General features: G+C 42.1%; 23 protein-coding genes and 4 tRNA genes. 12 read left to right on the forward strand and 15 right to left on the reverse strand.

Features of this window, described 5'->3' with window-relative positions; translation table 11 throughout:
- Positions 1-24 precede the first annotated feature (24 nt).
- From leuB to fabR, 3 genes are all read right to left on the reverse strand, one after another.
- Positions 25-1,101, reverse strand: coding sequence for a 3-isopropylmalate dehydrogenase (leuB, locus tag QUE46_RS15875; RefSeq protein WP_004589388.1), 1,077 nt, complete (start codon positions 1,099-1,101; stop codon positions 25-27).
- On the reverse strand, positions 1,098-2,651 hold the full coding sequence (gene leuA / locus QUE46_RS15880) for a 2-isopropylmalate synthase (protein WP_058547974.1): 1,554 nt from the start codon (positions 2,649-2,651) through the stop codon (positions 1,098-1,100). The genes leuB and leuA overlap by 4 nt, the downstream gene beginning before the upstream one ends.
- Positions 2,652-3,056: 405 nt before the next feature.
- Positions 3,057-3,677, reverse strand: a complete 621-nt coding sequence (gene fabR, locus QUE46_RS15885) for an HTH-type transcriptional repressor FabR (protein ID WP_055015493.1) — start codon at positions 3,675-3,677, stop codon at positions 3,057-3,059.
- A 127-nt stretch (positions 3,678-3,804) separates the two neighbouring features.
- Between fabR and QUE46_RS15890 the strand changes: the two genes are divergently transcribed.
- Entirely contained in the window at positions 3,805-4,938 is a 1,134-nt protein-coding gene (locus tag QUE46_RS15890) for a fatty acid desaturase (RefSeq protein ID WP_286245564.1), read from the forward strand.
- Positions 4,939-4,951: 13 nt separating this feature from the next.
- The gene (gene sthA, locus QUE46_RS15895) at positions 4,952-6,382 is read left to right on the forward strand and encodes a Si-specific NAD(P)(+) transhydrogenase (protein WP_055015495.1); all 1,431 of its coding nucleotides are present in this window, start codon (positions 4,952-4,954) and stop codon (positions 6,380-6,382) included.
- Between the two features lie 68 nt (positions 6,383-6,450).
- On the opposite strand, the gene hemE is transcribed toward sthA, so the two are convergent.
- On the reverse strand, positions 6,451-7,515 hold the full coding sequence (hemE, locus tag QUE46_RS15900; protein WP_286245565.1) for a uroporphyrinogen decarboxylase: 1,065 nt from the start codon (positions 7,513-7,515) through the stop codon (positions 6,451-6,453).
- Between the two features lie 523 nt (positions 7,516-8,038).
- Here hemE and rsd point away from each other — a divergent pair.
- Entirely contained in the window at positions 8,039-8,509 is a 471-nt protein-coding gene (gene rsd / locus QUE46_RS15905; RefSeq protein ID WP_286245567.1) for a sigma D regulator, read from the forward strand.
- A 99-nt stretch (positions 8,510-8,608) separates the two neighbouring features.
- Here the strand turns inward: rsd and fkpA are convergent, their stop codons facing one another.
- Entirely contained in the window at positions 8,609-9,355 is a 747-nt protein-coding gene (gene fkpA, locus QUE46_RS15910) for an FKBP-type peptidyl-prolyl cis-trans isomerase (protein ID WP_286245568.1), read from the reverse strand.
- 204 nt (positions 9,356-9,559) lie between these two features.
- Here fkpA and QUE46_RS15915 point away from each other — a divergent pair, with 204 nt between their 5' ends.
- Together QUE46_RS15915 and QUE46_RS15920 are read left to right on the forward strand one after the other, a co-directional pair.
- On the forward strand, positions 9,560-10,558 hold the full coding sequence (locus QUE46_RS15915) for a WD40 repeat domain-containing protein (protein ID WP_286245569.1): 999 nt from the start codon (positions 9,560-9,562) through the stop codon (positions 10,556-10,558).
- A complete protein-coding gene (locus tag QUE46_RS15920) occupies positions 10,545-10,757 on the forward strand; it encodes a SlyX family protein (protein WP_055015500.1) in 213 nt (70 codons plus the stop codon). Before QUE46_RS15915 ends, QUE46_RS15920 begins: the two co-directional genes overlap by 14 nt.
- Before the next feature lie 28 nt (positions 10,758-10,785).
- Here the strand turns inward: QUE46_RS15920 and QUE46_RS15925 are convergent, their stop codons facing one another.
- Positions 10,786-10,989: a YheV family putative zinc ribbon protein gene (locus tag QUE46_RS15925; protein WP_004589620.1), complete on the reverse strand. Its 204-nt coding sequence runs from the start codon at positions 10,987-10,989 to the stop codon at positions 10,786-10,788.
- A 132-nt stretch (positions 10,990-11,121) separates the two neighbouring features.
- Here QUE46_RS15925 and QUE46_RS15930 point away from each other — a divergent pair, with 132 nt between their 5' ends.
- From QUE46_RS15930 to QUE46_RS15950, 5 genes are all read left to right on the forward strand, one after another.
- Positions 11,122-13,044: an ATP-binding cassette domain-containing protein gene (locus QUE46_RS15930; RefSeq protein WP_286245571.1), complete on the forward strand. Its 1,923-nt coding sequence runs from the start codon at positions 11,122-11,124 to the stop codon at positions 13,042-13,044.
- A complete protein-coding gene (locus QUE46_RS15935; RefSeq protein ID WP_286245572.1) occupies positions 13,028-13,450 on the forward strand; it encodes a TIGR02444 family protein in 423 nt (140 codons plus the stop codon). Before QUE46_RS15930 ends, QUE46_RS15935 begins: the two co-directional genes overlap by 17 nt.
- Before the next feature lie 660 nt (positions 13,451-14,110).
- On the forward strand, positions 14,111-15,103 hold the full coding sequence (locus QUE46_RS15940) for a hydrolase (RefSeq protein WP_286245573.1): 993 nt from the start codon (positions 14,111-14,113) through the stop codon (positions 15,101-15,103).
- Positions 15,100-15,354: a YheU family protein gene (locus QUE46_RS15945; protein ID WP_286245574.1), complete on the forward strand. Its 255-nt coding sequence runs from the start codon at positions 15,100-15,102 to the stop codon at positions 15,352-15,354. Before QUE46_RS15940 ends, QUE46_RS15945 begins: the two co-directional genes overlap by 4 nt.
- Before the next feature lie 64 nt (positions 15,355-15,418).
- Positions 15,419-16,615: a dipeptidase gene (locus QUE46_RS15950; RefSeq protein ID WP_286245575.1), complete on the forward strand. Its 1,197-nt coding sequence runs from the start codon at positions 15,419-15,421 to the stop codon at positions 16,613-16,615.
- Between the two features lie 661 nt (positions 16,616-17,276).
- Here QUE46_RS15950 and tuf read toward each other — a convergent pair.
- The 8 genes from tuf to murB form a co-directional block, all read right to left on the reverse strand.
- On the reverse strand, positions 17,277-18,461 hold the full coding sequence (gene tuf / locus QUE46_RS15955) for an elongation factor Tu (protein ID WP_029773026.1): 1,185 nt from the start codon (positions 18,459-18,461) through the stop codon (positions 17,277-17,279).
- A gap of 135 nt (positions 18,462-18,596) precedes the next feature.
- Positions 18,597-18,672 (reverse strand) — tRNA-Thr (locus QUE46_RS15960).
- A gap of 11 nt (positions 18,673-18,683) precedes the next feature.
- Positions 18,684-18,758: transfer RNA gene (locus tag QUE46_RS15965), tRNA-Gly, on the reverse strand.
- A 45-nt stretch (positions 18,759-18,803) separates the two neighbouring features.
- Positions 18,804-18,888, reverse strand: a tRNA-Tyr gene (locus tag QUE46_RS15970).
- 40 nt (positions 18,889-18,928) lie between these two features.
- A tRNA-Thr gene (locus QUE46_RS15975) sits at positions 18,929-19,004 on the reverse strand.
- 117 nt (positions 19,005-19,121) lie between these two features.
- Positions 19,122-19,841: a type III pantothenate kinase gene (locus QUE46_RS15980; protein ID WP_286245576.1), complete on the reverse strand. Its 720-nt coding sequence runs from the start codon at positions 19,839-19,841 to the stop codon at positions 19,122-19,124.
- On the reverse strand, positions 19,838-20,830 hold the full coding sequence (gene birA / locus QUE46_RS15985; RefSeq protein ID WP_286245577.1) for a bifunctional biotin--[acetyl-CoA-carboxylase] ligase/biotin operon repressor BirA: 993 nt from the start codon (positions 20,828-20,830) through the stop codon (positions 19,838-19,840). The genes QUE46_RS15980 and birA overlap by 4 nt, the downstream gene beginning before the upstream one ends.
- The gene (murB, locus tag QUE46_RS15990) at positions 20,830-21,837 is read right to left on the reverse strand and encodes a UDP-N-acetylmuramate dehydrogenase (protein ID WP_286245578.1); all 1,008 of its coding nucleotides are present in this window, start codon (positions 21,835-21,837) and stop codon (positions 20,830-20,832) included. The genes birA and murB overlap by 1 nt, the downstream gene beginning before the upstream one ends.
- Before the next feature lie 134 nt (positions 21,838-21,971).
- Between murB and QUE46_RS15995 the strand changes: the two genes are divergently transcribed.
- Entirely contained in the window at positions 21,972-23,816 is a 1,845-nt protein-coding gene (locus tag QUE46_RS15995; RefSeq protein WP_286245579.1) for a M1 family metallopeptidase, read from the forward strand.
- Between the two features lie 145 nt (positions 23,817-23,961).
- On the opposite strand, the gene QUE46_RS16000 is transcribed toward QUE46_RS15995, so the two are convergent.
- On the reverse strand, positions 23,962-24,573 hold the full coding sequence (locus QUE46_RS16000) for a DUF2057 domain-containing protein (RefSeq protein ID WP_286245580.1): 612 nt from the start codon (positions 24,571-24,573) through the stop codon (positions 23,962-23,964).
- A gap of 88 nt (positions 24,574-24,661) precedes the next feature.
- Between QUE46_RS16000 and QUE46_RS16005 the strand changes: the two genes are divergently transcribed.
- The gene (locus tag QUE46_RS16005) at positions 24,662-25,033 is read left to right on the forward strand and encodes a histidine triad nucleotide-binding protein (protein ID WP_286245581.1); all 372 of its coding nucleotides are present in this window, start codon (positions 24,662-24,664) and stop codon (positions 25,031-25,033) included.
- Positions 25,034-25,195: the final 162 nt, after the last annotated feature.

Raw genomic sequence — 25,195 nt, forward strand, 5'->3', positions numbered from 1 at the left:
ATAACGGTGCTGCGCCTTTAATAATTAAATACGTGAAACGATGGCGGCTGCCACATCACTTGTGCTGTATCCACCTTGTGGGTAGATATCTGGCGTACCAACACCTGCTTCAACGGCTTCGGCTACGGCTTTTTCAATGGTGCGTGCTGCTTCGTCTTGCCCTAATGAGTAACGTAGCATAAGTGCGGCACTTAAAATTTGTGCAATCGGGTTTGCAACGCCTTTACCAGCAATATCAGGAGCGGAGCCACCAGCAGGTTCATACAAACCAAAGCCCGATTGATTTAAGCTGGCCGAAGGTAATAAGCCCATAGAGCCTGTGATCATGGCGCACTCATCTGACAAAATATCACCAAATAAGTTATCGCAAAGTAGTACGTCAAACTGGCTAGGCTGTTTAACTAACTGCATTGCGGCGTTATCTACGTAAATGTAATCTAGGCTGACTTCTGGGTAGTCTTTGCTCACTTCAGTAACAACTTCGCGCCATAATACGCTTGATGCAAGTACGTTTGCTTTATCTACCGAGGTAACATGGTTACTACGTAATTTTGCCGCTTCAAAGGCAAAGCGGGCAATGCGTTCAATTTCTTTACGCGAGTATGTTTGTGTATCGAATGCAGCCTCTTCAGCACCCTCTCCACTTCGGCCTTTTTCACCAAAGTAAATGCCGCCTGTAAGCTCGCGCACACATAAAATATCAAAACCTTTTTCGCTAATATCTGCACGCAATGGCGATGCTGCGCTAAGTGCGGGTAAAAGTTGCGCTGGGCGTAAGTTACAAAACAAACCAAAATGTTTACGAAGCGGTAAAAGCGATGCACGCTCAGGTTGCTCGTTTGGTGGTAGGTTTTCCCACTTAGGGCCACCTACTGAGCCAAATAAAATGGCATCGGCGTTTTCACACGCGCTTAGCGTTTTTGGTGGTAATGCTTCACCAAATTCGTCAATGGCTGCGCCACCAATAGCATGATGCTGACGGTTCAGGGTAAAACCAAACTTATTGCTTACAGCATCAAGCACTTGCTCTGCTGCTGCCATTACTTCTGGGCCAATACCGTCGCCAGCTAATACGGCAACGCTGTAGTTTGTTTTACTCATCCTGCTTTCCTTTGTTGTTTTAAATCAGACACTTTTTGTGCACGATAAATTAAGTTGTAAACACGGATCATGGCGCGTACCGACGCCTCTACCACATCCGCAGCAATACCCGCACCGTGATAAGGGCGGCCATCGTATTTAGCAATAATGTTTACTTGACCAAGCGAGCTTGCGCCTTGGCCAGTGGCTTCTAAGTTGTATTCAATCATTTCAACGCTCATACCGGTTAAGCGCTCAATTGCCGCAAACGAGGCTTCAACAGGGCCATTACCTGTGGCAGCTTCTTGTTTTGCTTCGCCATCAATTAACATCCCAATGGTAGAGCTGGCTACCGACTGTGAGTTAGACGCTGAGTTTACAAACTCTAATTGGTATTTTTCGTCTTTGTCATTAATTTGGTTAAAGTAAATCATGGCTTCAAGGTCGTAATCGTATACGGTGCCTTTTTGATCAGCTAACGCTAAAAAGCTCTCGTATAAGCTGTCCATGTCGTAATCAGCTTTTTGATAACCTAACTCTTCTAAGCGGTGCTCAATAACATGACGGCCCGAACGCGAGGTCATATTTAATTGGTTATTTGGCACACCGACGCTTTCTGGCGACATAATCTCATAAGTATTTTGCGCTTTTAATACGCCATCTTGGTGAATGCCCGAGCTATGTGCAAAGGCGTTTTCGCCCACAATGGCTTTATTTGGCTGTACCGGCATATTACAAATTTTAGCCACTTGGCGAGATGCGCGATAAATTTCTTCGCTTTTAATATCGGTGTGTACTTTTAAGTGGTCTTTGCGCATTTTCATGATCATTGCCACTTCTTCAAGCGAGCAGTTACCCGCACGCTCACCAATACCATTTATTGTACATTCAATTTGGCGAGCACCCGCTTGTACAGCGGCTACCGAGTTAGCCACAGCTAAACCTAAATCGTTATGACAATGTACGCTTAAGCGTGCTTTATCAATATTTGGCACGTTATTCATTAAATGACGGATCATTGCGGCGTATTCGTCTGGTGTTACAAAGCCAACGGTATCGGGTAAATTAATAGTTGAAGCACCGGCGTTAATAGCCTGCTCAACAATTTTACATAAATCCCAATGCGGCGTACGCCCAGCATCTTCGCACGAAAACTCAACATCATCAGTATAGTTACGCGCTAATTTAATTGATTTAACCGCCATTGCAGTTGCGTCATCTAGGCTCATGCGTAATTTATGTTCAAGGTGCAAAGGGCTTGTGGCAATAAAAGTATGAATTCGGCTTTGCTGTGCTGTGCGAAGCGCCTCACCACAGGCTTCAATGTCTTTGGCAACAGAGCGTGCTAAACCACAAATAATCGGGCCTTTTACTTCGGTTGCAATACGTTGCACCGAGCGAAAATCAGCGGGGCTCGAAACTGGAAAACCCACTTCCATCACATCCACATTCAAGCGGCTAATTGTATGCGCTAATTGAATCTTATCATCTTCAGTAAGGCTTGCTTTAAGTGCCTGCTCGCCATCACGTAAGGTGGTATCAAAAATCCATACTTTATCTTTGTCTTGCATAACTGCCCCTCATTCCTCTGTTACCCAAATTTCAATTTATCCCAGCCGCGAGATAATAAAAAACCCCGCAATTGCGGGGTTTTTAGTGTTTAACTCGATGCAAACACACTAATCCCCGCTCACTGACCATAGCAGTAAGAGGTTAAGTTTTAGTGTAATTAAACGAATATTTTGCATCTTGTTTCTTGTGTGTGTGTTCAGTGAGGCCTATTTTTAACATTACAAAGCAGTTGGTGCAAGCATAAAAATTCCAAACAAAGGAATAAAAACCCCACATTAAAGAAATTTATATACCTAAAAATAGCATATTCAGGTTTTATAAATCACACAGCTACACTTTTTAGCTTAAATTAATGTATTGAGTAAAGTTGCGTGCTTAGATTAACTTATTGCTAATTTTTTAAGCTAAACCTGATTATTGGTTTCTCTAATGTAATGCCCTGCGCCGCGGGTAATATAACGCAGCTGCCAAATAACACGCTCAATTAATTCATCTCGTTGCTGGCCTTCAATGTCCAGTGCTTCTGCACCGGCATTAAATACCAGCGTAACCATGGCTTCGGCCTGAATATAAGCGTGGATTGAATCGCACTTGGTTTCGCTTTCTAAATAATGTGCAAGTTCTAAAATAAAATGTTTTACTTCGCGTGCAACGGCGGCTCTAAAGGCTTTTGAGGTGCCAGAACGTTCTCGCAGAAGTAATCTAAATTGGTTGCTTGAGTTATCAATAAACTCCATAAAGGTAACAACCGAGGTATTTATTACGCTACCACCACTGGCTATTCGTCTGCGAGCTTGGCGCATAAGCTGGCGAAGCGTTAAACCGGCTTCGTCGACCATGGTTAAACCTAGCTCGTTCATATCTTTAAAGTGGCGATAAAAAGAGGTGGGGGCAATACCTGCTTCGCGGGCAACTTCGCGTAAGCTTAAATTAGAAAAACTATGATCAGCACTTAGCTGATTAAATGCCGCCTCAATTAAGGCTTGTCGTGTTTTTTGTTTCTGTTGTGCTCTAACACCCGACATCCACAGCTCCCTGAGTAATTTTATATGAAGTTTTAATGATAATTAGCCTAATTGTCTAGTCTAATACTTGACGCCAAGAGATTGAAACACTATTTTAGCTTACAGTTGTACGCTGAGAGTAAAAACGATGAATAAACCACCGATTATTTGGACAAACGTCCTATTTTTTAGCCTAACCTTTCTGGCGGCTGCCACACTTGTACCTTGGTACGGCATTAGTTACGGATTTACCAGCGCGCATTGGATTGCATTTGTAGGCTGTATGTTTTACGCAGGCCTATCTATCACTGCCGGATATCACAGATTATGGGCGCATAAAGCCTATAACGTTCACCCTGCAATAGAATTTATTTTTGCTCTTGGTGGCGCATTTGCTTTGCAAAACAGTGCGCTACACTGGAGTAGCGATCACCGTATACACCACGGCCAAGTAGACGACCCAGTAAAAGACCCTTACGCCGCTACTAATGGCTTTTGGTACAGCCATATTGGCTGGATGCTACGTGACTACCAAGGTGATAGTTACGGCGATTACAGTAACTGCCGTGATTTACAACGCAATAAAATAGTTATGTGGCAACACAAGCACTACCTAAAGTTAGTTATTGCGATGAATGTTGGCCTGCCGTTAGTGCTTGGTTTATTAATAGGTGATGTGTGGGGCATGCTACTACTGGCAGGTTTGTTACGCTTAGTATTGAGCCAGCACTTTACCTTTTTCATTAATTCATTGGCTCATATTTGGGGTTCACGCCCATATACTGAAAAAAATACCGCGCGCGATAACGGCTTTTTAGCGTTATTTACTTATGGCGAAGGTTACCATAACTTTCATCATATTTTTGCAAGCGATTACCGTAACGGTATTAAATGGTTTCATTACGACCCAACAAAATGGATGATTCGCTCTTTAGCTGCACTAGGTTTAGCCAGTAAATTAAAGCGTACCCCAGTTGAGCGCATAGAAAAAGCCAAAGCCGAAACGCTAATGAGCAAAACGCAAACACGCCTTTCAAAATTGCCTTTAGCGCAAGATAAGCTTACATTATTACAACAAGAGTACGATTTACTGCTGAAAAAACTGCAAAATTACTGTTCACTACAAAAACAAGTGTTAGAAGCTAAAAAAAATAACATGGCAAAGCAGTGTGAACAATCAGCATTAATGACACAATACCATGAGCTGGAAGCCGCCTGGGAAAATCAAAAACAGGCATGGCTAGCACTTAATGCGAGGTTATTAAAAGCCTCTTTTAATTAATTTAGGAGTGGCTGTGGCCAAACAACCAGAACAAAAAAAAGCACCTGTAGTTTACCAATATGACGCAATAATTATTGGTACGGGCCCTGGCGGTGAAGGCACCGCCATGAACCTATCTAAAAACGATAAAAAAGTAGCGGTAATTGAGCGCCAACAAGCTGTTGGTGGTGGCTGTGTACATTGGGGAACAATTCCTTCAAAAGCATTACGCCATTCTGTTAGCCGCTATATTGAATACAAAGCAAACCCCCTTTTTAATGTTGGTGAGCGCCCTAGCCGCTTAACGTTTCCAGATATTTTAAGCCATGCAAGTTCTGTTATTTCTAAACAGTCAAACTTACGTAGCAGCTTTTACGACCGTAACCGCATTCATATGTACCAAGGTGATGCGAGCTTTGTAGATAAACACACGGTTGAAATTAAGCGCCTTGATGGCTCAGCAGAGCGTATAACAGCAAAAACGATTGTGATTGCTACCGGCTCACGCCCATATCGCCCACCTGAGGTCGACTTTAGCCATTCACGTATTTACGACAGCGACACCATTTTAGGCCTAGAGCACGACCCACAACGTGTTCTTATATACGGTGCGGGTGTTATTGGCTGTGAATACGCTTCAATATTTAAAGGCTTAGGCGCTAAGGTAGATTTAGTAAATACCCGCGACCGCTTATTGGCCTTTATGGATGCAGAAATCTCTGACGCGCTTAGCTACCACTTTTGGAACAGCGGTATTGTTATTCGCCATAACGAAGAGTTTGACCGTGTAGAAACACGGGACGATTGTGTTGTTATGCATTTAAAATCGGGCAAGCGTGTAAAAGCCGACTGTATTTTATTTGCTAACGGCCGTACAGGTAATACCGATACACTAAATCTTGAAGCGATTGGCTTAAAAGCCGATGGCCGAGGCCAGCTTAAAGTAAACGAAATGTACCAAACTGAGGTAGATAACGTTTACGCAGTAGGTGATGTAATTGGCTACCCTAGCCTTGCCAGTGCTGCGTTTGATCAGGGCCGTATAGCTGCCGATGCGATTGCCTGCGGTAATTGCGAAGACAAGCTAATTATAGATATACCGGCCGGTATTTATACCATTCCTGAAATGAGCTCAGTAGGTAAAACAGAGCAACAGCTAACCGCTGCAAAGGTACCGTATGAAGTGGGCCGTGCACAGTTTAAGCACTTAGCTCGTGCGCAAATTGCGGGCACAGAAGTGGGTAGTTTAAAAATACTGTTCCACAGTGAAACCAAAGAAGTACTTGGCGTGCATTGCTTTGGCGAACGTGCCTCGGAAATTGTTCACATTGGCCAAGCCATTATGGAACAAAAAGGCGCTGGCAATACGGTTGATTACTTCGTAAATACCACATTTAACTACCCAACTATGGCAGAAGCCTACCGAGTTGCGGCGTTAAATGGATTAAATAGGTTATTTACTTAATCCGATTACTACACAGCAAAAAGCCCGCTAATTAGCGGGCTTTTTAGTAGCTATTAATACCACCGCTGTTATTTGTGGTATTGCGCGCTTAGCTCATGTACTGCGTTAATAAATACACCGGCGTTTTCTGGGTCTACATCTGGTGTAATACCGTGGCCTAGGTTAAACACGTGGCCATTACCTGTGCCAAAATCTTCTAAAATAGTGCCTACTTCTTGGCGGATACGATCAGGCGTACCGTGAAGCATTGACGGGTCCATATTACCTTGCAGTGCAACTTTATCGCCTACACGACGCTTAGCGTCGCCAATATTGATTGTCCAATCTAGGCCTACTGCATCACAGCCCGTTGCTGCAATTGCTTCAATCCACTGGCCACCATTTTTGGTAAATAGCGTTACCGGCACTTTACGACCGTCGTATTCGCGAATTAAACCATCAACAATTTTATGCATGTATTGCAGTGAGAACTCGTTGTAATCGCGCGGGCTTAAAACGCCGCCCCATGAGTCAAATACCATTAGTGATTGAGCACCGGCTTTTACTTGCGCGTTTAAATAATCAATAACCGAATCAGCGAGTTTATCTAGTAGTAAATGTAGTGTTTGCGGATCTGCAAACGCCATTTTTTTAATTTTACCAAATACTTTACTGCTGCCACCTTCAACCATGTATGTTGCAAGTGTCCATGGTGAACCAGAAAAACCAATTAATGGAACTTCGCCCTTTAGCTCACGACGGATTGTACTTACTGCATTCATTACATAGCCAAGCTCGTCAGTTGGGTCTAGCTTTGGAATTTTTTTAACATCAGCAAGTGACGAGATAGGGTTTTCGAACTTAGGGCCTTCACCGGTTTCAAAGTACAAACCTAAACCCATTGCATCGGGAATCGTTAAAATGTCACTAAATAAAATAGCGGCATCTAATGGGTAGCGACGAAGGGGTTGTAGTGTTACTTCACACGCTAGCTCAGCATTACGGCACAGGCTCATAAAATCGCCCGCTTGTGCACGTGTAGCACGGTACTCTGGTAAGTAGCGTCCTGCTTGGCGCATCATCCATACCGGTGTTACATCAACGGGTTGTTTTGCAAGTGCACGTAAATAACGGTCGTTTTTTAATTCACTCATAGCGTAATAATCCTGAGAATTATAGAAATTGTTCAAGATTGTACCACCATATTCATTGCCTCTCTATCGATAAGCACGCAAAAGCTAAGTTACGACTAGCTAAACGCTTTTTGTTGCTTTTTTAGCCTTGTGCGACTACAAAACAAGCAAAAAGAACTAACAATAAAAACTTTTTGTTAATATGTTTGCAACATAACAAAAACCTTGTTATTGTTTGTCCCGCGTTAACAAGAACAATAATAAAAATCTTAAACAACAATAATAAAAATATTTATAATAAAAATAACAAAAATCTTCTACAACAATAAGAAAGCTTGTATTAACAAGCCAAAACAAGAAATTAAGCCACCTTAACCGGTGGTTTTTTCTTGTCTGCCATAAAATAATAATTTACCTACAATAAATACACGCATATACCGGCTCATACCTTTTACTTGTTGATATACACTTAAATAAAATATATCTTGATGTATAAGAAAATTTAAATTTAACCATAAAAGTGACCCAGCTTAGGAGAACAGTAATGCTGACGCGCGTAGAAAAAGCTCAACAAAAATGGGGTGGTAGCCATACTGTCATTGATAAGTGGTTAAACGAGCGCCAAGAGTTAATTGTGCTTTATTGTAAAATGGCTGGTTTTTCGCCATACGATAACAAAGATCATGCCTTACCAGAGCCTGAGCAAATTCAAGCATTTTGCCAAATTTTAATGGATTACTTATCCGCAGGTCATTTTGAAGTGTACGATGACATTGCTAAAGCCTGTGAAAAAAAGGGCCTAGAAAGCCAACAGCTAGCGAATACAATATACCCGCGTATTTCAAGCACAACAGATATAGCTTTAGATTTTAACGATAAATACGCAGAAGTAGATAAAGAAGATTTACTTAAAGAGTTTGATAACGATTTGTCGGTACTTGGCGAAACGTTAGAAGTGCGCTTTGAGCTAGAAGATGAGCTAATAGATAATTTATTTTCTAACCACACAGATTAATACCAACCCGCATAATTAAGTATTAATGCGGATTGGTATAAGAAACAAAGCTACAAAAAAGGGACCCTTATGGTCCCTTTTTGCGTTATAAGCTACTGCTTATTGCGCTGGCGCTTCATCATCTTGTATTTCAAGTAGTTCTACTTCAAAAACAAGTGTTGAGTTAGCTGGAATTTTACCTAGGTCACGATCGCCATAAGCAAGTTCAGAAGGAATAGTGAACTTGTACTTAGACCCTACAGACATAAGCTGTAAACCTTCTGTCCAACCCGCAATTACACGGTTAAGTGGGAACGTAGTTGGCTCGTTACGCGCATAAGAGCTATCAAACTCAGTACCGTCTAATAGAGTACCTTTGTAATGTACTTTAACTACGTCTGTTGCTGCTGGCTTTGCGCCTTCGCCTTCGCTAAGCACTTCGTACTGTAAGCCAGACTCAGTAACTGTTACGCCTTCTTTTTTAGCATTTTCTTCTAGGTATTTTTTACCTGCTTCTTTGCTTTTTTCAGACTCAACTTTTGCTTTAGCTTCTTGCTTAGCGCGTACAGATGTATCTAGCTCAGTAAGTACTTCACGAATTTTTTCTTCGTCAATTTTTGCATTACCAGCAAGCGCATCTTCAAAACCACGAATTAATAGTGCTTGGTCTAGTTCAATACCAATCTCTGATTTATCAGCTAGGTCTTTATTTAAAAAGTTACCTACTGATGCACCAATACCGTATGCTTGTTGCTGCTCTACAGTGTCTAATTTAACTTCAGCCTTTTCTTGTTTTGCTTCTTGATTACAAGCTGTAAGCGCTAAAACCGACGCTGCAATCAATGACAATCTAATCGTCTTTTTCATTTTAAATCTCCGACACACTTTGCAGTTGTCATTTATTGTATTATTACTAGTTAAAGATTAACGGCCTACATGATAGGCTGCTTGTTTAATAACTAACTAAATTAAAACCTAACCTATTATAGTGATTAGACAAACACCCTAGGCCTTCAACGTGACCTAGTCTAACCTCTCAGTCACTAAGAGTTAAGAGGAAATACCTGTAATATGTCGATATTTCGTACTTTTTTAATCGCTTTTAGCTGTTTTTTAGCCATAGCTTGTAGCGATCAAAAACAGCAAGCTGCACAACGCTTTGAACACGCAGCACAGGGTGCGTTTTCCTCGGCAGTATCTAACGATGGTAAGTACAGCCTAGTCTCCTCCATTCACCATGGGGTCGCCCTGTGGGATAATCAACAGCAGGTGCTAAAATATCAATGGTTTCAACAGCAATCACAAGACAGCCTAGTGTATGCTGTGGCTATTGCCTTTGATAATAGCGTGGCCGTTACCGCAGAAAAAACCACCTTTGCCGTGTGGGATATTAACAGCGGCGAAAACCGCGGCTACTATAAAATTCAACAAGCCACTATTCGCGATATTGCGATAAGTAACCAAGGCCGCAGTGTTTTATACGGTAGAAGCGACGGCGTAGTGGTATTTTTAAACCTAGAAACCGGACGCCGCATTGAATTTTTAGGCCACCAAGACAAAGTAAACACCGTTGATTTATCACCTAACGGGCGCTATGCCCTAAGCGGCTCGAACGATTACGTTGCTTATTTTTGGGATACACGCACAGGGCAAGTAATTCATCGCTTTAATCACCCTACGCGTGTTACCCAAGTAACCTTAGACCCACAAGGTCGCTACGCATTTACCGCAGATAGTATGAAGCAAGCACATGTATGGAAGCTGACTACAGGTGATCTTGTGAGTAAACTGGCGTATATTGCGCGTCAGAAAATTTTTACTGCGGTACGTTTTAACGAACAAGGTACACTGCTTGCAACGGGTTCGCCCAATAAACGCGTTGATTTATGGCAACTACCCAGCGGAGAGAAAATTCAAACTTGGCAAGTCACACCACGTACAGGCAGTAAGCCTAAATCGGCTGTGGTGCTAGATGTAACGTTTATAAATAACGGCAAGTCGTTATTAACCGAGAGCTCGAGCGGAATTGCAGAGCACTTTACAATACGAGAAGCAAATGAACACAATTGAACATCGTTTAATGGAGCTTGAGGCAAAAGTTGCTTTTCAAGACGAAACAATAGAAATATTAAATGACGAGCTAAAAGCACACCAACAGCAGCTTGCTAAAATGAAGCGCCAAACGGAGTTACTAGCAGAAAAACTTAAAGAGGCGCAGCAACCGTCGCTAATGTCACAAATGCAAGAGCCACCTCCGCCACATTACTAAACTCGCGACGAAATAAAATAAAACCGGGTTAGTCGCCCGGTTTAAATACACCAATAACTTGTTCAAATTGGCGAGTAGATGCCTGAACTGCGTTATCGGGCTGCGCCATTTTGTGGCCGCACTCTACGCACTCTACTTTTTCAACATCATGTTCTCTGTATAGCATCATGGTATCCATGGCTTTACATTCGGGGCACGATGCACCAGCAATAAATCGCTTCTTTTGTCTCACAACATTTTTCCTGTGGTTTGAACTGTACATATTTTATCGTATAACTTCCTAGGTTGATACGCTTGATAAGAGCAATACGTTCTATGGTATGATAGCGCCAACTTAACAAGGGCATAGCAAAGTAACGTATTCATGATCCAAATCTCAGAAATAGAACTACTTCGTGGCGGAAAAGCCTTATTAAAAAATGCCTCGGCTACTTTATTTCCACAACACAAAGTAGGTCTTGTAGGCGCTAATGGCTGTGGTAAATCTACGTTATTTAGTTTATTAAAGTCTGAGCTACAGTTGGATGCCGGTGATTGCAGCATTCCTAAAGATTGGTCTATTGCCTCTGTAAAACAAGAAACTCCCGCTCTTGAAATAAGCGCCATTGATTACGTACTGCAAGGCCACCCTGAGTACTACGCACTGCGTATTGCACTGCGTGAAGCTGAGCAAACCAACGATGGTGACACGCAGGCCAAAGTACATATCCAGCTTGAAAATATTAAAGGCTACAGCATAGAGTCAAAAGCTGGCGAGTTGCTGCACGGCTTAGGCTTTGCTAATCACCAAATAGAAAACCCAGTAAGCGCCTTTTCGGGTGGTTGGCGTATGCGCTTAAACCTAGCTCAAGCACTTATTCGCGATGCCGATTTACTGCTACTCGATGAACCAACAAACCACCTCGATTTAGACGCAGTGTATTGGCTTGAGCGTTTTTTACGCGCCTATACAGGTACACTAGTGCTTATATCGCATGACCGTGAGTTTTTAGACGCGGTGGTTGATCAAATTTGGCATGTAGATAAACAGCTTATTAATGTGTACAAAGGTAACTACTCACAGTTTGAGCGCCAAAAAGCAGAGCGCTTGTTGCAACAACAAGCAATGTTTGAAAAACAACAAGAGCAAATTGCCCACCTTGAGCAGTTTATAACTCGCTTTAAAGCCAAAGCCAGTAAAGCTAAGCAAGCACAAAGCCGTGTTAAAGCACTCGAACGTATGGAAAAACTAGCACCAGCGCATGCCGACTCACCGTTTGACTTTGAATTTGCCGAGCCAACAGCACTGCCTAATCCACTAATGACCCTAGATAAAGCAAAAGCAGGTTATGGCGATGTCACTATTTTAAATAATATCGCGCTAAACTTAGTCCCTGGCAGCCGCATTGCGTTACTCGGTCGTAATGGCGCGGGTAAATCAACACTTATAAAGCTTTTAGCCGGCGAGCTTGAGCCACAAGCGGGTAAAGTGGTGCAGCACCATGGTTTAAACATTGGTTACTTTGCACAGCATCAATTAGAGTCGCTAGACTTAAAAGCCAGTGCAGTGACTCATATTCAGCGCTTAAACCCACAAGCAAGCGAGCAATCACTCCGTGACTTTTTAGGCGGCTTTGCATTTATTGGCGATAAAGCACTTGAACCCGTGGCACCGTTTTCGGGCGGTGAAAAAGCCCGCTTAGTGCTAGCTATGCTGGTATATCAAAAGCCTAACTTACTACTACTTGATGAGCCTACTAACCACCTTGATTTAGAAATGCGCCACGCGCTAGTGATGGCACTGCAAGGCTTTGAAGGCGCCATGGTTACCGTATCGCACGACCGCCATATGCTTAAAAACACCGCTGATGAATTTTATTTAGTCGATGATGGCAAAGTGACTCAGTTTGGTTACGACTTAGACGCGTATTACCAATGGCTACTTAATGCAAATAAAGAAGCCGCTAAAAGCGAGCAGTCAGACCAGCCTAAAGCGAATTCTGGCATTAACCGTAAAGAGCAAAAACGTTTAGAGGCCGAGTTTAGAAAAACTATTCAACCGCTTAAAAAGCAAATTGAAAAGCTTGAAAAACAGCTCGAAAAATACTCCGCAGAGCTTAGTGAGGTAGAGGTCGCGCTTGGCGATAACGAACTCTACAACGATGATAACAAAGCGCAATTAAAAGAGTTAATTGCCAAGCAAGCCACGCTTACCCCTAAAGTAAACGACATTGAAGAAGAGCTACTTATGGCGCTTGAAGAAATGGAAGAAAAAGAACAGGCCTTTGCTGATGAACTTGCTCAATAGCGATGACTTTTGGCAATTTGCGTGCACCTTGTACGCAAAGCCTGGGCAACAACACACCTTGCTGGCACTGCAAAACCAGCAAGGTAAAAATGTTAATGTGTGTCTATTTTTACTGTATTTAGACTCACTTAAACTTAGCATTAAATCCGAGCAGCTCAGTGTTTTAATAGACTCAGTAAATGAGTTAGATACGCAGGCACTTAAGCCTCTGCGTGCTACACGCAAGTATTTAAAAGCCAACCAGCATACTATTAACGACTATGCAAAAATACGTGAAGAGCTACTAAGCGCAGAGCTAAAGCTTGAAAAGCAACAACAGCAAATACTGATCGAAACAGCGAATAAATTTACCTTTTTAGAAGCTGTAAAGCCAAATAATATTCAGCAGTATGTGAAAGCCACTTAGGCAGGCCGTTTTTATACCCTCTTCTAATGCTCATTCTATTTTCTTTGTGCAAAAAACCTTTAAGTAATTTATTCACAAAGAGGGTTAGAGGCGCTGCGCTTTTAGAGAAAAATAACAGCCAAGTTATTATCACTAGAAATATAAGTCTAGGCGCTGTTGGCTCGTAGATATCTTTTCTCATTTACTTCTCATGCTTTTCTCTTTGTGCAAAAGAACTTTAAGTCAATTGATTATTCAAAGCCTATAGACGCTGCAGTAGGCACTGAATAGCCCCTAAAACATGATCTACATCAACTTTACTTGGTTACTTTTTCCACGCAGGGAAATAGTTTGATCTCGATCACGTTACGCCTTGCAAACTCGCTCTATGATTAACCCATCAACTGAACGAGGAGATTGATCATGAACGTATTCTTTAGAGACTTTTTTAGCGACCCAGTTTTATTTATGTCTTTTGGGATTTTAGGCGTCGTGATTTCTCTTTGCCTATTTTACGCTTTTTACTTTATTAAAAAGATTAGCGAGGCTGAAGTTCCCGAGCATCATTAAGCACGACGCACAAAGCGCCTACTCAGGTTACTGATTAGGTGCTTTTTATTTTATAAAGCGAAAAATTTGGTACACTAACGTTTCGTTTTTTTCATAGTGCGTAGTACAAACATGAGCAATAAGTTTAAACCAGCATGGTGGATGACCAATCGTCACGTTCAAACCATTATGCCGCGTTTTTTCCGTCCATTTCACAATACGTCCTACGAACTTGAGCAACTTGATACACCCGACGGCGATTTTATTGAACTTGCATGGTCGCTGCCTCATAACGAAAACGCCCCTCTTGCTGTGGTTTTACATGGCCTTGAAGGCAACATAAATAGCTTTTATGCCAAAGGCATGATGAAAGCCTTAAAAAAGCAAGGTTATGCCGTAGTACTTATGCACTTTAGAAATTGCTCAAGTGAAGTTAACCGCTTACCGCGTGCTTATCATAGTGGCGATACCGCCGACTTAGCTTTTTTTATAAATCACTTAAGGGAGCTATTTCCAAGCCGCCCTATTATGGCTGTTGGTTTTTCATTAGGGGGTAATGTACTGGCTAAATACCTTGGCGAAGAGCGCGAAAATTGCCCGTTAAGTGCCGCCGCTGTGGTCTCGGCACCTTATGACTTATCATCATCAAGCGATGTTATTCGCAAAAGCTTAGGCAAAATTTACCAAAAGTATTTGCTCGATAGAATGAAAAAGTCAATGCAGCGTAAATTGCCACAAATTAAGCAACAAATACCTATTACCTCTGAGCAGTTAATGAAAATTGACGATTTGCTAGAGTTTGATAATCAACTAACCGCACCACTGCATGGCTTTGAAAACGCATACGATTACTATCGCAAAGCCAGCGCAATGCCTTACTTAAAGCATATTGCAATTCCTACGTTAATCATTCATGCCAAAGATGACCCAATGTTGTCGATTAAAGCTGTGCCAAGTAGGCAAGATGTGAGTGAGCATGTTACCCTGAGCGTCTCTGAAAAAGGCGGCCACGTAGGGTTTATTAGCGGTAATAATCCGTTTAGGCCAGTATTTTGGCTTGAACAAGCCGTTCCTCATTATTTTGGCCAGCACGTCCCCACTAAAGCGAGCAGTAAGCAGTTATGATTATCCCTTTTGAACAACTTGATAAAGACACCCTCTATAACCTAATTGAAAGTTACGTGCTTCGTGAAGGCACCGATTACGGTGAACAAGAAGTGAGTATTCAAAGTAAAGTAGCGCAGGTTAATCAGCAGCTTAAAAACGGTGAAGCCATGGTGTTTTTTTCTGAGCTACATGAATCAGTCACTATTATTTCAAAAAATGAATTTAAAGCTCTACAAAGCGAGGAGCACGAAGCACAGTCGTTTGATTAGCGCCTAACACTTGTAACTTTTGAGCTGAACGTACACAATGGCTTTTTACCCAAAGAGCCAAAACATGATAAAACTCAGCACTCTAGTGGTAGCCATATCACTAGCTTTAACACCACAAGCCTTTGCAGAGCAAGTAAAAAGCCCGTCAGACAAAGCAGTAAAACTAGCAAAAGACACTATTTTAATCGACACCCATATTGATGTACCTTATCGTATCCACGAAAAATGGGTTGATGTAACTAAAGCTACCGATGGCGGCGACTTTGACTACCCTCGCGCAGTAAAGGGCGGTTTAAACGCGCCATTTATGTCTATTTATATTCCTGCTCACTTAGAATTTGAAGGCAAAGGTAAAAGTTATCAGCTAGCCAATCAAATGATTGATAGCATGGAAGCCATTGCACAGCGCGCCCCAGAAAAATTTGCCATTGCCAGCTCAACTGCAGATATAGAAGCGCAGTTTGAGCAAGGTAAACTGTCAATTGCGATGGGTATGGAAAATGGCTCGCCAATTGAAGGAAAAATGGAAAACCTACAGCACTTTTTTGACCGCGGTGTACGCTATATCACGCTTGCGCACTCACAAAGTAACCATATTTCTGACTCGTCATACGATATTCGCCGTAAATGGAAAGGCTTAAGCCCATTTGGTAAAAAGCTGATAACTGAAATGAACAACGTCGGTATGCTCATTGACGTATCGCATATATCAGATGATGCGTTTTATCAGGTAATGGAGCTATCTAAAACACCGGTTATTGCCTCACACTCTTCATTGCGCAAATACACGCCGGGCTTTGAGCGTAATATGAATGATGACATGTTACTAGCGCTTAAAAAGAATGGCGGGGTTATTCAAATTAACTTTGGCTCAAGCTTTGTAACCTCTCAAGCAGGTACATGGTACAAAGATCTCAAAAGTACTAAAGAGGCCGTTAAAAAAGAAGGCACTAAGCCAAGTAAAGACTTTGACGCAGCGTACCGTGCTAAAAACCCATTCCCGTTCGCAAGCCTTGAGCAAGTCCTTGATCACATTGACCATGTAGTTGAATTAATTGGTATTGATTACGTAGGTATTGGGTCTGACTACGACGGTGTAGGGGATTCATTACCGATAGGCCTAAAAGATGTAGCGAGCTACCCTAACCTAGTGCAAGGGTTAATGGACAGAGGCTATAGCGATGCCGACATTAAAAAGATTTTAAGCGAAAATACGCTAAGAGTGTGGAAGCAAGCTGAAGCGTATGCGAAAAAGCACTAGCGTGTAAGCTGTCAGCTGTCAGTTGTCAGTTGTCAGTTGTCAGTTGTCAGTTGTCAGTTGTCAGTTGTCAGTTGTCAGTTGTCAGTTGTCAAAAAATTTAATTAATAGCACGGCTTAAAGTCGTGCTTTTTTATGTGTTAAGTATAATTTAACACCAAGCTACTGATAGCTGATAGCTGAAAACTAAACACTTTTCTTCAGGCATTAAAAAAGGCCACCGAAGTGACCTCTTTTTAGTATTAATTAACTTAAAAGTTAATTATTACTCTACGATAGTTACCACAAAGCACCTACGCCTAAGGTAAGAGCGCCACCTTCACATGACGTAAATTCCAGGTATTAAAAAAGGCCACCGAAGTGACCTCTTTTTAGTATTAATTAGCTAGGCTAATTATTACTCTACGATAGTTGCTACAAAGCACCTACGCCTAAGGTAAGAGCGCCACCTTCACATGACGTAAATTCCAGGCATTAAAAAAGGCCACCGAAGTGACCTCTTTTTAGTATTAATTAACTTAAAAGTTAATTATTACTCTACGATAGTTGCTACAAAGCACCTACGCCTAAGGTAAGAGCGCCACCTTCACATGACGTAAATTCCAGGCATTAAAAAAGGCCACCGAAGTGACCTCTTTTTAGTATTAATTAGCTAGGCTAATTATTACTCTACGATAGTTGCTACAACACCAGCACCTACAGTACGGCCACCTTCACGGATAGCGAAACGAAGACCTTCATCCATCGCGATTGGCGCGATTAGAGTTACTGTCATCTTAACGTTATCACCAGGCATTACCATTTCTACGCCTTCTGGTAACTGTACGTCACCAGTTACGTCAGTTGTACGGAAGTAGAACTGTGGACGGTAACCTTTGAAGAATGGAGTATGACGACCACCTTCATCTTTAGAAAGTACGTATACTTCTGAAGTGAATGTAGTGTGTGGCTTGATTGAACCAGGCTTAGCTAGTACTTGACCACGTTCAACGTCTTCACGCTTAGTACCACGTAATAGTGCACCAATGTTCTCACCAGCACGACCTTCGTCAAGAAGCTTACGGAACATTTCAACACCAGTACAAGTAGACTTAGTAGTCTCTTTGATACCAACGATTTCAACTTCGTCGTTCACGTTGATGATACCAGCTTCAACACGGCCAGTTACAACAGTACCACGACCTTGGATTGAGAAAACGTCTTCGATAGGCATGATGAATGGCTTATCGATGTCACGCTCTGGCTCTGGAATGTAAGAATCTAGTGCTTCTGCAAGCTCAACGATCTTGTCTTCCCACTGCTTTTCGCCTTCAAGTGCTTTAAGAGCAGAACCTTGAATTAGTGGTAAGTCATCACCTGGGAAGTCGTACTCAGAAAGAAGTTCACGAACTTCCATTTCTACTAGCTCAAGTAGCTCTTCGTCGTCAACCATGTCACATTTGTTCATGAATACAACGATGTAAGGTACGCCAACCTGACGAGAAAGTAGGATGTGCTCACGTGTTTGTGGCATAGGGCCGTCAGTCGCAGCTACTACTAAGATAGCGCCGTCCATTTGAGCAGCACCAGTGATCATGTTTTTAACATAATCGGCGTGTCCAGGACAATCTACGTGTGCGTAGTGACGAGTTGGTGTATCGTACTCAACGTGAGAAGTTGAGATTGTGATACCACGCTCGCGCTCTTCTGGAGCGTTATCGATTGATGCGAAATCTTTAGCAACACCGCCGTATACTTTTGCAAGTACGTTAGTGATTGCTGCAGTTAGTGTAGTTTTACCGTGGTCAACGTGGCCGATTGTACCAACGTTTACGTGCGGTTTTACGCGTTCAAACTTTTCTTTTGCCATGACGGAACCTATCAGTTTTGTGTATCTAGATTACATATGAAAATAATCCACCAGAGGTAGATTAATTTAATTTTTTCAAATTTCAAATAGTTTTTTCTGACAGATAAAGGAAGTATTCAAGGAGATTCTTATGACTGGTGCTGATAGGCAGATTTGAACTGCCGACCTCACCCTTACCAAGGGTGCGCTCTACCAACTGAGCTATATCAGCAACACCATAATTGGAGCGGGCAGCGGGAATCGAACCCGCATCATCAGCTTGGAAGGCTGAGGTAATAGCCATTATACGATGCCCGCTTTAGGAACCTGTTCTTAAACTACCTCTAACCGTCAAGAATAAAGTGGTGGAGGGAGCTGGATTCGAACCAGCGAAGGCTGAGCCGTCAGATTTACAGTCTGATCCCTTTGGCCGCTCGGGAACCCCTCCACGATAATTCTTTACTAATTCACTTTCGGTAAAAGGAAAGTGGTGCCGACTAACCGAGTCGAACGGTTGACCTACTGATTACAAGTCAGTTGCTCTACCAGCTGAGCTAAGTCGGCACTGCTTTAGTACGGGGCGAGATATTAGAGTAAGGTTTATTATGATGCAACTATAAAATTAAAAAAAATGTAATTTTTTAGCTTAAACGCTCACATTTCATGCAAAAGTGCTTAATTTTACTGTTTTTCGTCGTTTTTACTTAGCTCATGCCAGTAATTTAATCCTTTCATAACGAGTAAAGAATCAAAAATACTGCCACTTATTTGTTGCTGTAACAGCAAACCGTAACCACCGGCGCACAAAATTTGTGGTTTTTGCTCGCCTGCTAAGTGTTGCAGTTGGTATTTGGCCTGCTCAATAGCACCTAATGTTGCCACCAGTGCGCCATTTTTTAATCCATTGGGTGTGTTTTTCCCTAACTCATTTAAAAAGGGGGTATTAGCATCATCAAACACGCGTTGAGTATTTTGTGTTAATGAGCGAGTCATTAAATCAAGGCCGGGCAATATCCAGCCTCCTAAGTGTTCACCTTCACCGCTCAATACATCAATTGTAGTTGCAGTGCCAGCATCAACAATAATGCATGGTGTGTTAGGGTAAAGGGTAAAACCCGCCACCAACGCAAGCCAACGATCAATACCTAAATTGCTAACCTGTTCATATGCGCAGTTTAAGCCACTGAGGTTTTTGCTAACATGCGCCTCAAAACAGGGGATATTTTTATTAGCGGCTAATGTGAGCGCCTCATTCAATAGTTCACTTTTGCCTACACAAGCATACACAACCTCAGTTATTGCTTGCCACGGCACGTCGCTCATAGAAACGGGCGTTGCTTGTTGCTCGCGCCATAAGACCGCTTTTAACGACGTATTGCCTATATCTATCAGCAGCTTCATAATTTAGCCTTTCTTAACGAGATTTCGCCGCCATAATAGCTTTTTACTTCGCCGTCTTGGCGAATGCGAATACCACCATGCTGATCAATGCCCTCACACATGCCTCGCCAACTTCTGTGCCCTGTATTTAGCTCTACGCACTCACCCGCAAAGGCATTTAGCGCGTTCCATTGTGCATACATGGTTTGCAAACCATCTTGCTGGTACTGCGTCAGGCGCTGCTCTAAGTAGTAGGTAAGAGAAGCCACTAACAGGTTTTTATCAAGCCCGGTGGTGTGTTGGCTTAAATCGGTCCATGCTTGGTCAATTTGTTGGCTAGTGTTTTGCGGCATTTGTAAATTAATGCCAATACCAATGACTAGCTGACAAGGACCTTGTGGTTGTCCATCTAGCTCTACTAATACTCCCGCTAGTTTTTGCTTATTTATATATATGTCGTTTGGCCATTTGAGCTCAATGTCTATATCGTAAAGTGCTTTTATAGCATCGTATACCGCAAGCCCTACTGCAATTGATACGCCCATAGCAGCTTGCAGGCCATCGTCTAAGCGCCAAAAATAACTGTAATATAAATTAGCTCCAAACGGCGATTGCCATACCCGCCCTCGCCTTCCGCGCCCGGCTTGCTGCATTTCGGCAACCACAACGGTGCCAGACTCAAGCGCGACTTTATTTTGAATACGGCGCATTAGCTCGCTGTTGGTTGAATCAATAATAGGGTGTACTTCTATTTGGGCTATATTTGCACCTAGAGCGTGGTAATGTTTGGTTATATCGGCTTGGTTTAGCAAACCCACCGTATTGTTTAAACTATAACCTTTGCCCGTCACTTTAAATATATCGAGCCCCATGTCTTGCAATGTTTGAATATGCTTACTCACAGCAGCGCGGCTTATCCCTAGCTTTTCGCCAAGGGCTTGGCCCGATACAAAGCCACCTTGGTTAAGTGCATTTAATATAGCGAGTTTATTCCCATCGGGGGCTTTCATTACGCGTGCTCCGTAATAATATGGCATTCACTATTTGTGTTCATAAGCCTTACTTCGTGCTCTAGCATTATGCCGTAACGTGTAAACACCGTGTTTTGTATATGCGTTACCATAGTGATTAAATCGGTTCCTTTACTATCACCATGGTTAACTAACACCAGCGCTTGCTGCTTATGCACCTCAATACCTGCTACCGTGTAGCCCTTTAAGCCTGCTTGGTCAATTAGCCAACCTGCCGCCACTTTGTGATGGCTTTCTCCATAAGGGTAATGCGGTAAATCATTAAATCGCACAAGCAGCGCTTCTAAACACGCATTGCTAATAATTGGGTTTTTAAAAAAACTACCCGCATTGGCTAACGTGTATGGATTTGGCAGCTTGGCGTTACGAATTGCAATAACCTGTTCAAATACCATTTTAGGGGTGGGGTTATGCAATACTTTGAGTGGGCCATAACTTAAAACTGGCTGCCACTTTTTAGAGAGCGCTAAATTGACTTGAGTGATCACCGCTTTGTTTTTTAAAGTATGTTTAAAAATAGAGTCACGATAAGCAAACTCACACTGTGCGTTAGTTAAAGTTACCTTGGTTTTAGTGACTATATCAATATACTCTACCGACTCAACAAATTGAGCAAGCTCAACCCCATAAGCACCAATGTTTTGTACCGGCGACGCCCCAACAGTGCCCGGAATAAGGGCTAGGTTTTCAAGCCCTGCAATATTTTTATCAAGTAAATAACTCACTAGGTTATGCCAGTTCTCGCCCGCTGCTGCACTAACTAGTACGTCATTTTCACGCTCGGTAATAGTAATGCCCTTTGTGGCCATTTTAATTACGGTGCCTGCGTAGTTTTCTAAAAATATTGTGTTGCTACCTTCCCCTAATAAACAAAACGGAGCACTAAAACGGTGTGCTTTAAGTTGCTCAACCGAGGTTATTTCAACAAAATGCTGGCATTGATTGTTTAGTGCAAAGGTATGTAAAGGTTTTAATGAGTGCGCCACAAAGGTCTCTGAGTGTACTGGTAACTAATCGCAGTAGTTTACCTTATTGTCGCAAAGAATGTAAAAATCACTCAACCCGCAGTATCAATCATGATATAAAACCTGCACTTATTTATTAGTGTTCAGGGTATTTTATGAAAATTAAACCTCTTTTTTTAAGCCTCGCTGTGGCCGGTATGTGCTCGCAAGCAATGGCAAACGCGATTGATCAAAACTCATACGCCAACCTAGATGATGTGGTAACAACACACTTAAACCTTGATTTAGATGTCGATTTTGCCGACAAGCAGTTAGAAGGTTTTGTTGAGCACACACTAAAGTGGAACAATGATACGAGTAAAAAGCTGGTACTAGATACCCGCGACTTAGACATTGATAAAGTCATGTACCAAACAGCAAATGGTGATTGGCACAAAGCTAAATTTACACTTGCCGAGCGCGATGACGTTAAGGGCTCAAAACTAACAATTACGCTAAAAAGCCAAGCACCAAAAGTACGTATTTACTACAACAGCCGCCCAGAAGCATCTGGCCTACAATGGTTAACACCAGAGCAAACAGCCAGTAAAACGCATCCGTTTATGTACAGTCAATCGCAAGCTATCCACGCTCGTAGTTGGTTACCAGTACAAGATACCCCTGCTATGCGAGTTACATATACTGCCCGTATTCACACTCCAAAAGATATACGTGCAGTAATGAGCGCCGATAACAAAGACGCACTATACAAAGATGGCGACTACCACTTTGATATGCCTCAAGCTATTTCGCCATACTTAATTGCGATTGGTGCAGGTAATTTAGAATTCAAAGCCATGTCAAAACAAACCGGTATATTTGCCGAGCCTGAAATTTTAGACGCGTCGGTTGCAGAGTTTAACGACACCCAAGCCATGATCGACAAAACCAACGAAATGTATGGTGAATATGCTTGGGGCCGTTACGATTTATTAATGCTACCGCCTAGCTTTCCGTTTGGTGGCATGGAGAACCCGCGCCTTTCGTTTATTACCCCTACCGTAGTGGCAGGCGATAAAAGCTTAGTAAACCTTATTGCGCATGAGCTTGCACACTCTTGGTCTGGTAACTTAGTTACCAATGCAACATGGGAAGATTTATGGTTAAACGAAGGGTTTACCTCTTACGTTGAAAACCGCATTATGGAAGAAGTGTTTGGCCGCGACCGCGCCGTAATGGAGCAAGCTTTAGATGCAGCAGGTTTACGTGCCCAGCTTAAAACGATTGACGCACCTGATACCCGCCTAAACTTAAAACTTAATGGCCGTGACCCAGATGATGCGTTTAGCTCAGTGCCATACACTAAAGGTCAGTTATTTTTAATCTACTTAGAGGAAAAATACGGCCGTGATAAGTTTGACCCGTTTGTAAAAACTTACTTTAACGAGTTTGCATTTAAATCACTGACTACCGCGCAATTTGTTACTTACTTAAAAGCTAACTTAATTGAAAAATACCCTGGCGTTGTAAGCATGGATAAAGTGAATGAGTGGATTTTTGAGCCAGGTTTACCAAGCGATGCGCCCAACCCAACATCTGATGCGTTTGATAAAGTAGATACCGCAAGTGCAGCATGGTTAAAAGGTGAAGCAAGCGCAGCACAATTACCTACGGCAAAGTGGACAGTGCACGAATGGTTACACTTTTTAAATAACCTACCACGTGATTTAAGCTTAGATAAAATGGCAGAGCTTGATAAGCAATTTAACTTAACGCAATCAACCAATGCAGAGCGCGCGTTTGCATGGTTCATGTTAGCGGTAGGTAATGGTTATCAACCTATTTACCCAGCGCTTGATAAGCACTTATCGGGTATTGGTCGCCGCAAATTAATTGTGCCACTTTATAAGGCACTTATTACTAACGGTAAAAAAGACTGGGCACAAAGCGTTTACCTAAAAGCACGCCCAGGTTACCACCCACTTGCACAAGGCACCATTGACGCTTTATTTGATAAATAAGCAACCTGTGCCAACCCTAAAGGTGTTCACACCTTTAGGGTAAAACAGTAAAACCAATAAAAAAGGCCGATTTATCGGCCTTTTTTAATACTGTAACTAAGCTCAGCGCAGTTAGTGCTTAAAATTAGTAGCTGAGATAAGTTTATTATTCAGCGCCTTGGTTCGTTACCTTTTCTAAAAAGGCTTTTCGTTCAGCGGGTGTTGCTTGCTGCCACCAAAATTCTAGCATTTGCGGGGCACTTGGCATGCCCTTGCCATTAATAGGCGCAATAGGCTTAATAGGTTGGCTTGGGCGCGTTGGGCCCGCTGGCACCGTATTTTGTAAAGCAGGCTTTTGACTTGCCAACTGAGTATTAGAAATAATACTAAGCGGCTGCGCAACAGCGGCGCCCTTTGCTTTTAAACTTACCTGCGGTGCCTCAGCAAATATTTTCGCTGATACCGCGTTATCGGCACGGTTAAACACCATGTCGTAATCTTTTTTATCATCAATAGTAATATCTACCCAAAATGGTTCAGACTCTATTACCTCATGATCGTCAAAGCCCAACTCGTATAAATCGGTGTATTTTAATTTTAATCGATAAGACCCTGAGGCTAGTTCAATATCGTCAACACGGCTAAATAGAGAGCTTTCTATCACTCTCTCGCCAACTTGTAAGGGCACTAACTCTTCAGGAAAGTGAATATTTCCGGCACTTACCGACATACTCATTAATAATGTAGCAGCCGCGGTAATTAACATTGATTTACGCATAAAAACTCCTTTATTTGTTTTGAGTTTGACACTGCAAACAAAATTTGTCATTAGTGACTTTAAATTCAACCCTTACATTGAAACGATTATGAGCACAGATACATTATTTACAAAAATTATTAACCGCGAAATTCCCGCCGACATTATTTACGAAGACGATACTACCCTTGCATTTAAAGATATAAACCCGCAAGCCCCTTTTCATGTGTTAATTATTCCAAAAAAAGCAATTGCTACTATCAATGATATTAACAGTGAAAACTCATATTTAGTTGGAAAGTTATACGAGGTTGCAGCTAAATTAGCCAAGCAATTTAACTTTAGTGACGATGGCTACAGAGTAGTAATGAACTGCAATAAACATGGCGGGCAAACCGTGTATCACATACATTTACATATGCTTGCAGGTAAAGAAATGGGCTGGCCTCCGTATCAAGATGCTAAAAAAATAAAAATTTAATAATAAAAATTCACTGGAAATATTGGTATTTCGCTAGTTACAAATGTTATGGTTTATCATGTATATAAAGTAAAAATAATTACTTATTTGCAACATTTTATGTTTAAATAATCGTAAAATCGTACTTGTTCACAAGGCGAAACCCGACTTTCTAATACAAAA

The organism is Pseudoalteromonas sp. MM1 (assembly GCF_030296835.1).
GTDB lineage: Bacteria > Pseudomonadota > Gammaproteobacteria > Enterobacterales > Alteromonadaceae > Pseudoalteromonas.

Coding starts and splice junctions, on each gene's coding strand:
- leuB (WP_004589388.1), bottom strand. CDS start 1,101: ATGAGTAAAACAAACTACAGCGTTGCCGTATTAGCTGGCGACGGTATT.
- leuA (WP_058547974.1), bottom strand. CDS start 2,651: ATGCAAGACAAAGATAAAGTATGGATTTTTGATACCACCTTACGTGAT.
- fabR (WP_055015493.1), bottom strand. CDS start 3,677: ATGTCGGGTGTTAGAGCACAACAGAAACAAAAAACACGACAAGCCTTA.
- QUE46_RS15890 (WP_286245564.1), top strand. CDS start 3,805: ATGAATAAACCACCGATTATTTGGACAAACGTCCTATTTTTTAGCCTA.
- hemE (WP_286245565.1), bottom strand. CDS start 7,515: ATGAGTGAATTAAAAAACGACCGTTATTTACGTGCACTTGCAAAACAA.
- rsd (WP_286245567.1), top strand. CDS start 8,039: ATGCTGACGCGCGTAGAAAAAGCTCAACAAAAATGGGGTGGTAGCCAT.
- fkpA (WP_286245568.1), bottom strand. CDS start 9,355: ATGAAAAAGACGATTAGATTGTCATTGATTGCAGCGTCGGTTTTAGCG.
- QUE46_RS15915 (WP_286245569.1), top strand. CDS start 9,560: ATGTCGATATTTCGTACTTTTTTAATCGCTTTTAGCTGTTTTTTAGCC.
- QUE46_RS15920 (WP_055015500.1), top strand. CDS start 10,545: ATGAACACAATTGAACATCGTTTAATGGAGCTTGAGGCAAAAGTTGCT.
- QUE46_RS15930 (WP_286245571.1), top strand. CDS start 11,122: ATGATCCAAATCTCAGAAATAGAACTACTTCGTGGCGGAAAAGCCTTA.
- QUE46_RS15935 (WP_286245572.1), top strand. CDS start 13,028: ATGAACTTGCTCAATAGCGATGACTTTTGGCAATTTGCGTGCACCTTG.
- QUE46_RS15940 (WP_286245573.1), top strand. CDS start 14,111: ATGAGCAATAAGTTTAAACCAGCATGGTGGATGACCAATCGTCACGTT.
- QUE46_RS15945 (WP_286245574.1), top strand. CDS start 15,100: ATGATTATCCCTTTTGAACAACTTGATAAAGACACCCTCTATAACCTA.
- QUE46_RS15950 (WP_286245575.1), top strand. CDS start 15,419: ATGATAAAACTCAGCACTCTAGTGGTAGCCATATCACTAGCTTTAACA.
- tuf (WP_029773026.1), bottom strand. CDS start 18,461: ATGGCAAAAGAAAAGTTTGAACGCGTAAAACCGCACGTAAACGTTGGT.
- QUE46_RS15980 (WP_286245576.1), bottom strand. CDS start 19,841: ATGAAGCTGCTGATAGATATAGGCAATACGTCGTTAAAAGCGGTCTTA.
- birA (WP_286245577.1), bottom strand. CDS start 20,830: ATGAAAGCCCCCGATGGGAATAAACTCGCTATATTAAATGCACTTAAC.
- QUE46_RS15995 (WP_286245579.1), top strand. CDS start 21,972: ATGAAAATTAAACCTCTTTTTTTAAGCCTCGCTGTGGCCGGTATGTGC.
- QUE46_RS16000 (WP_286245580.1), bottom strand. CDS start 24,573: ATGCGTAAATCAATGTTAATTACCGCGGCTGCTACATTATTAATGAGT.
- QUE46_RS16005 (WP_286245581.1), top strand. CDS start 24,662: ATGAGCACAGATACATTATTTACAAAAATTATTAACCGCGAAATTCCC.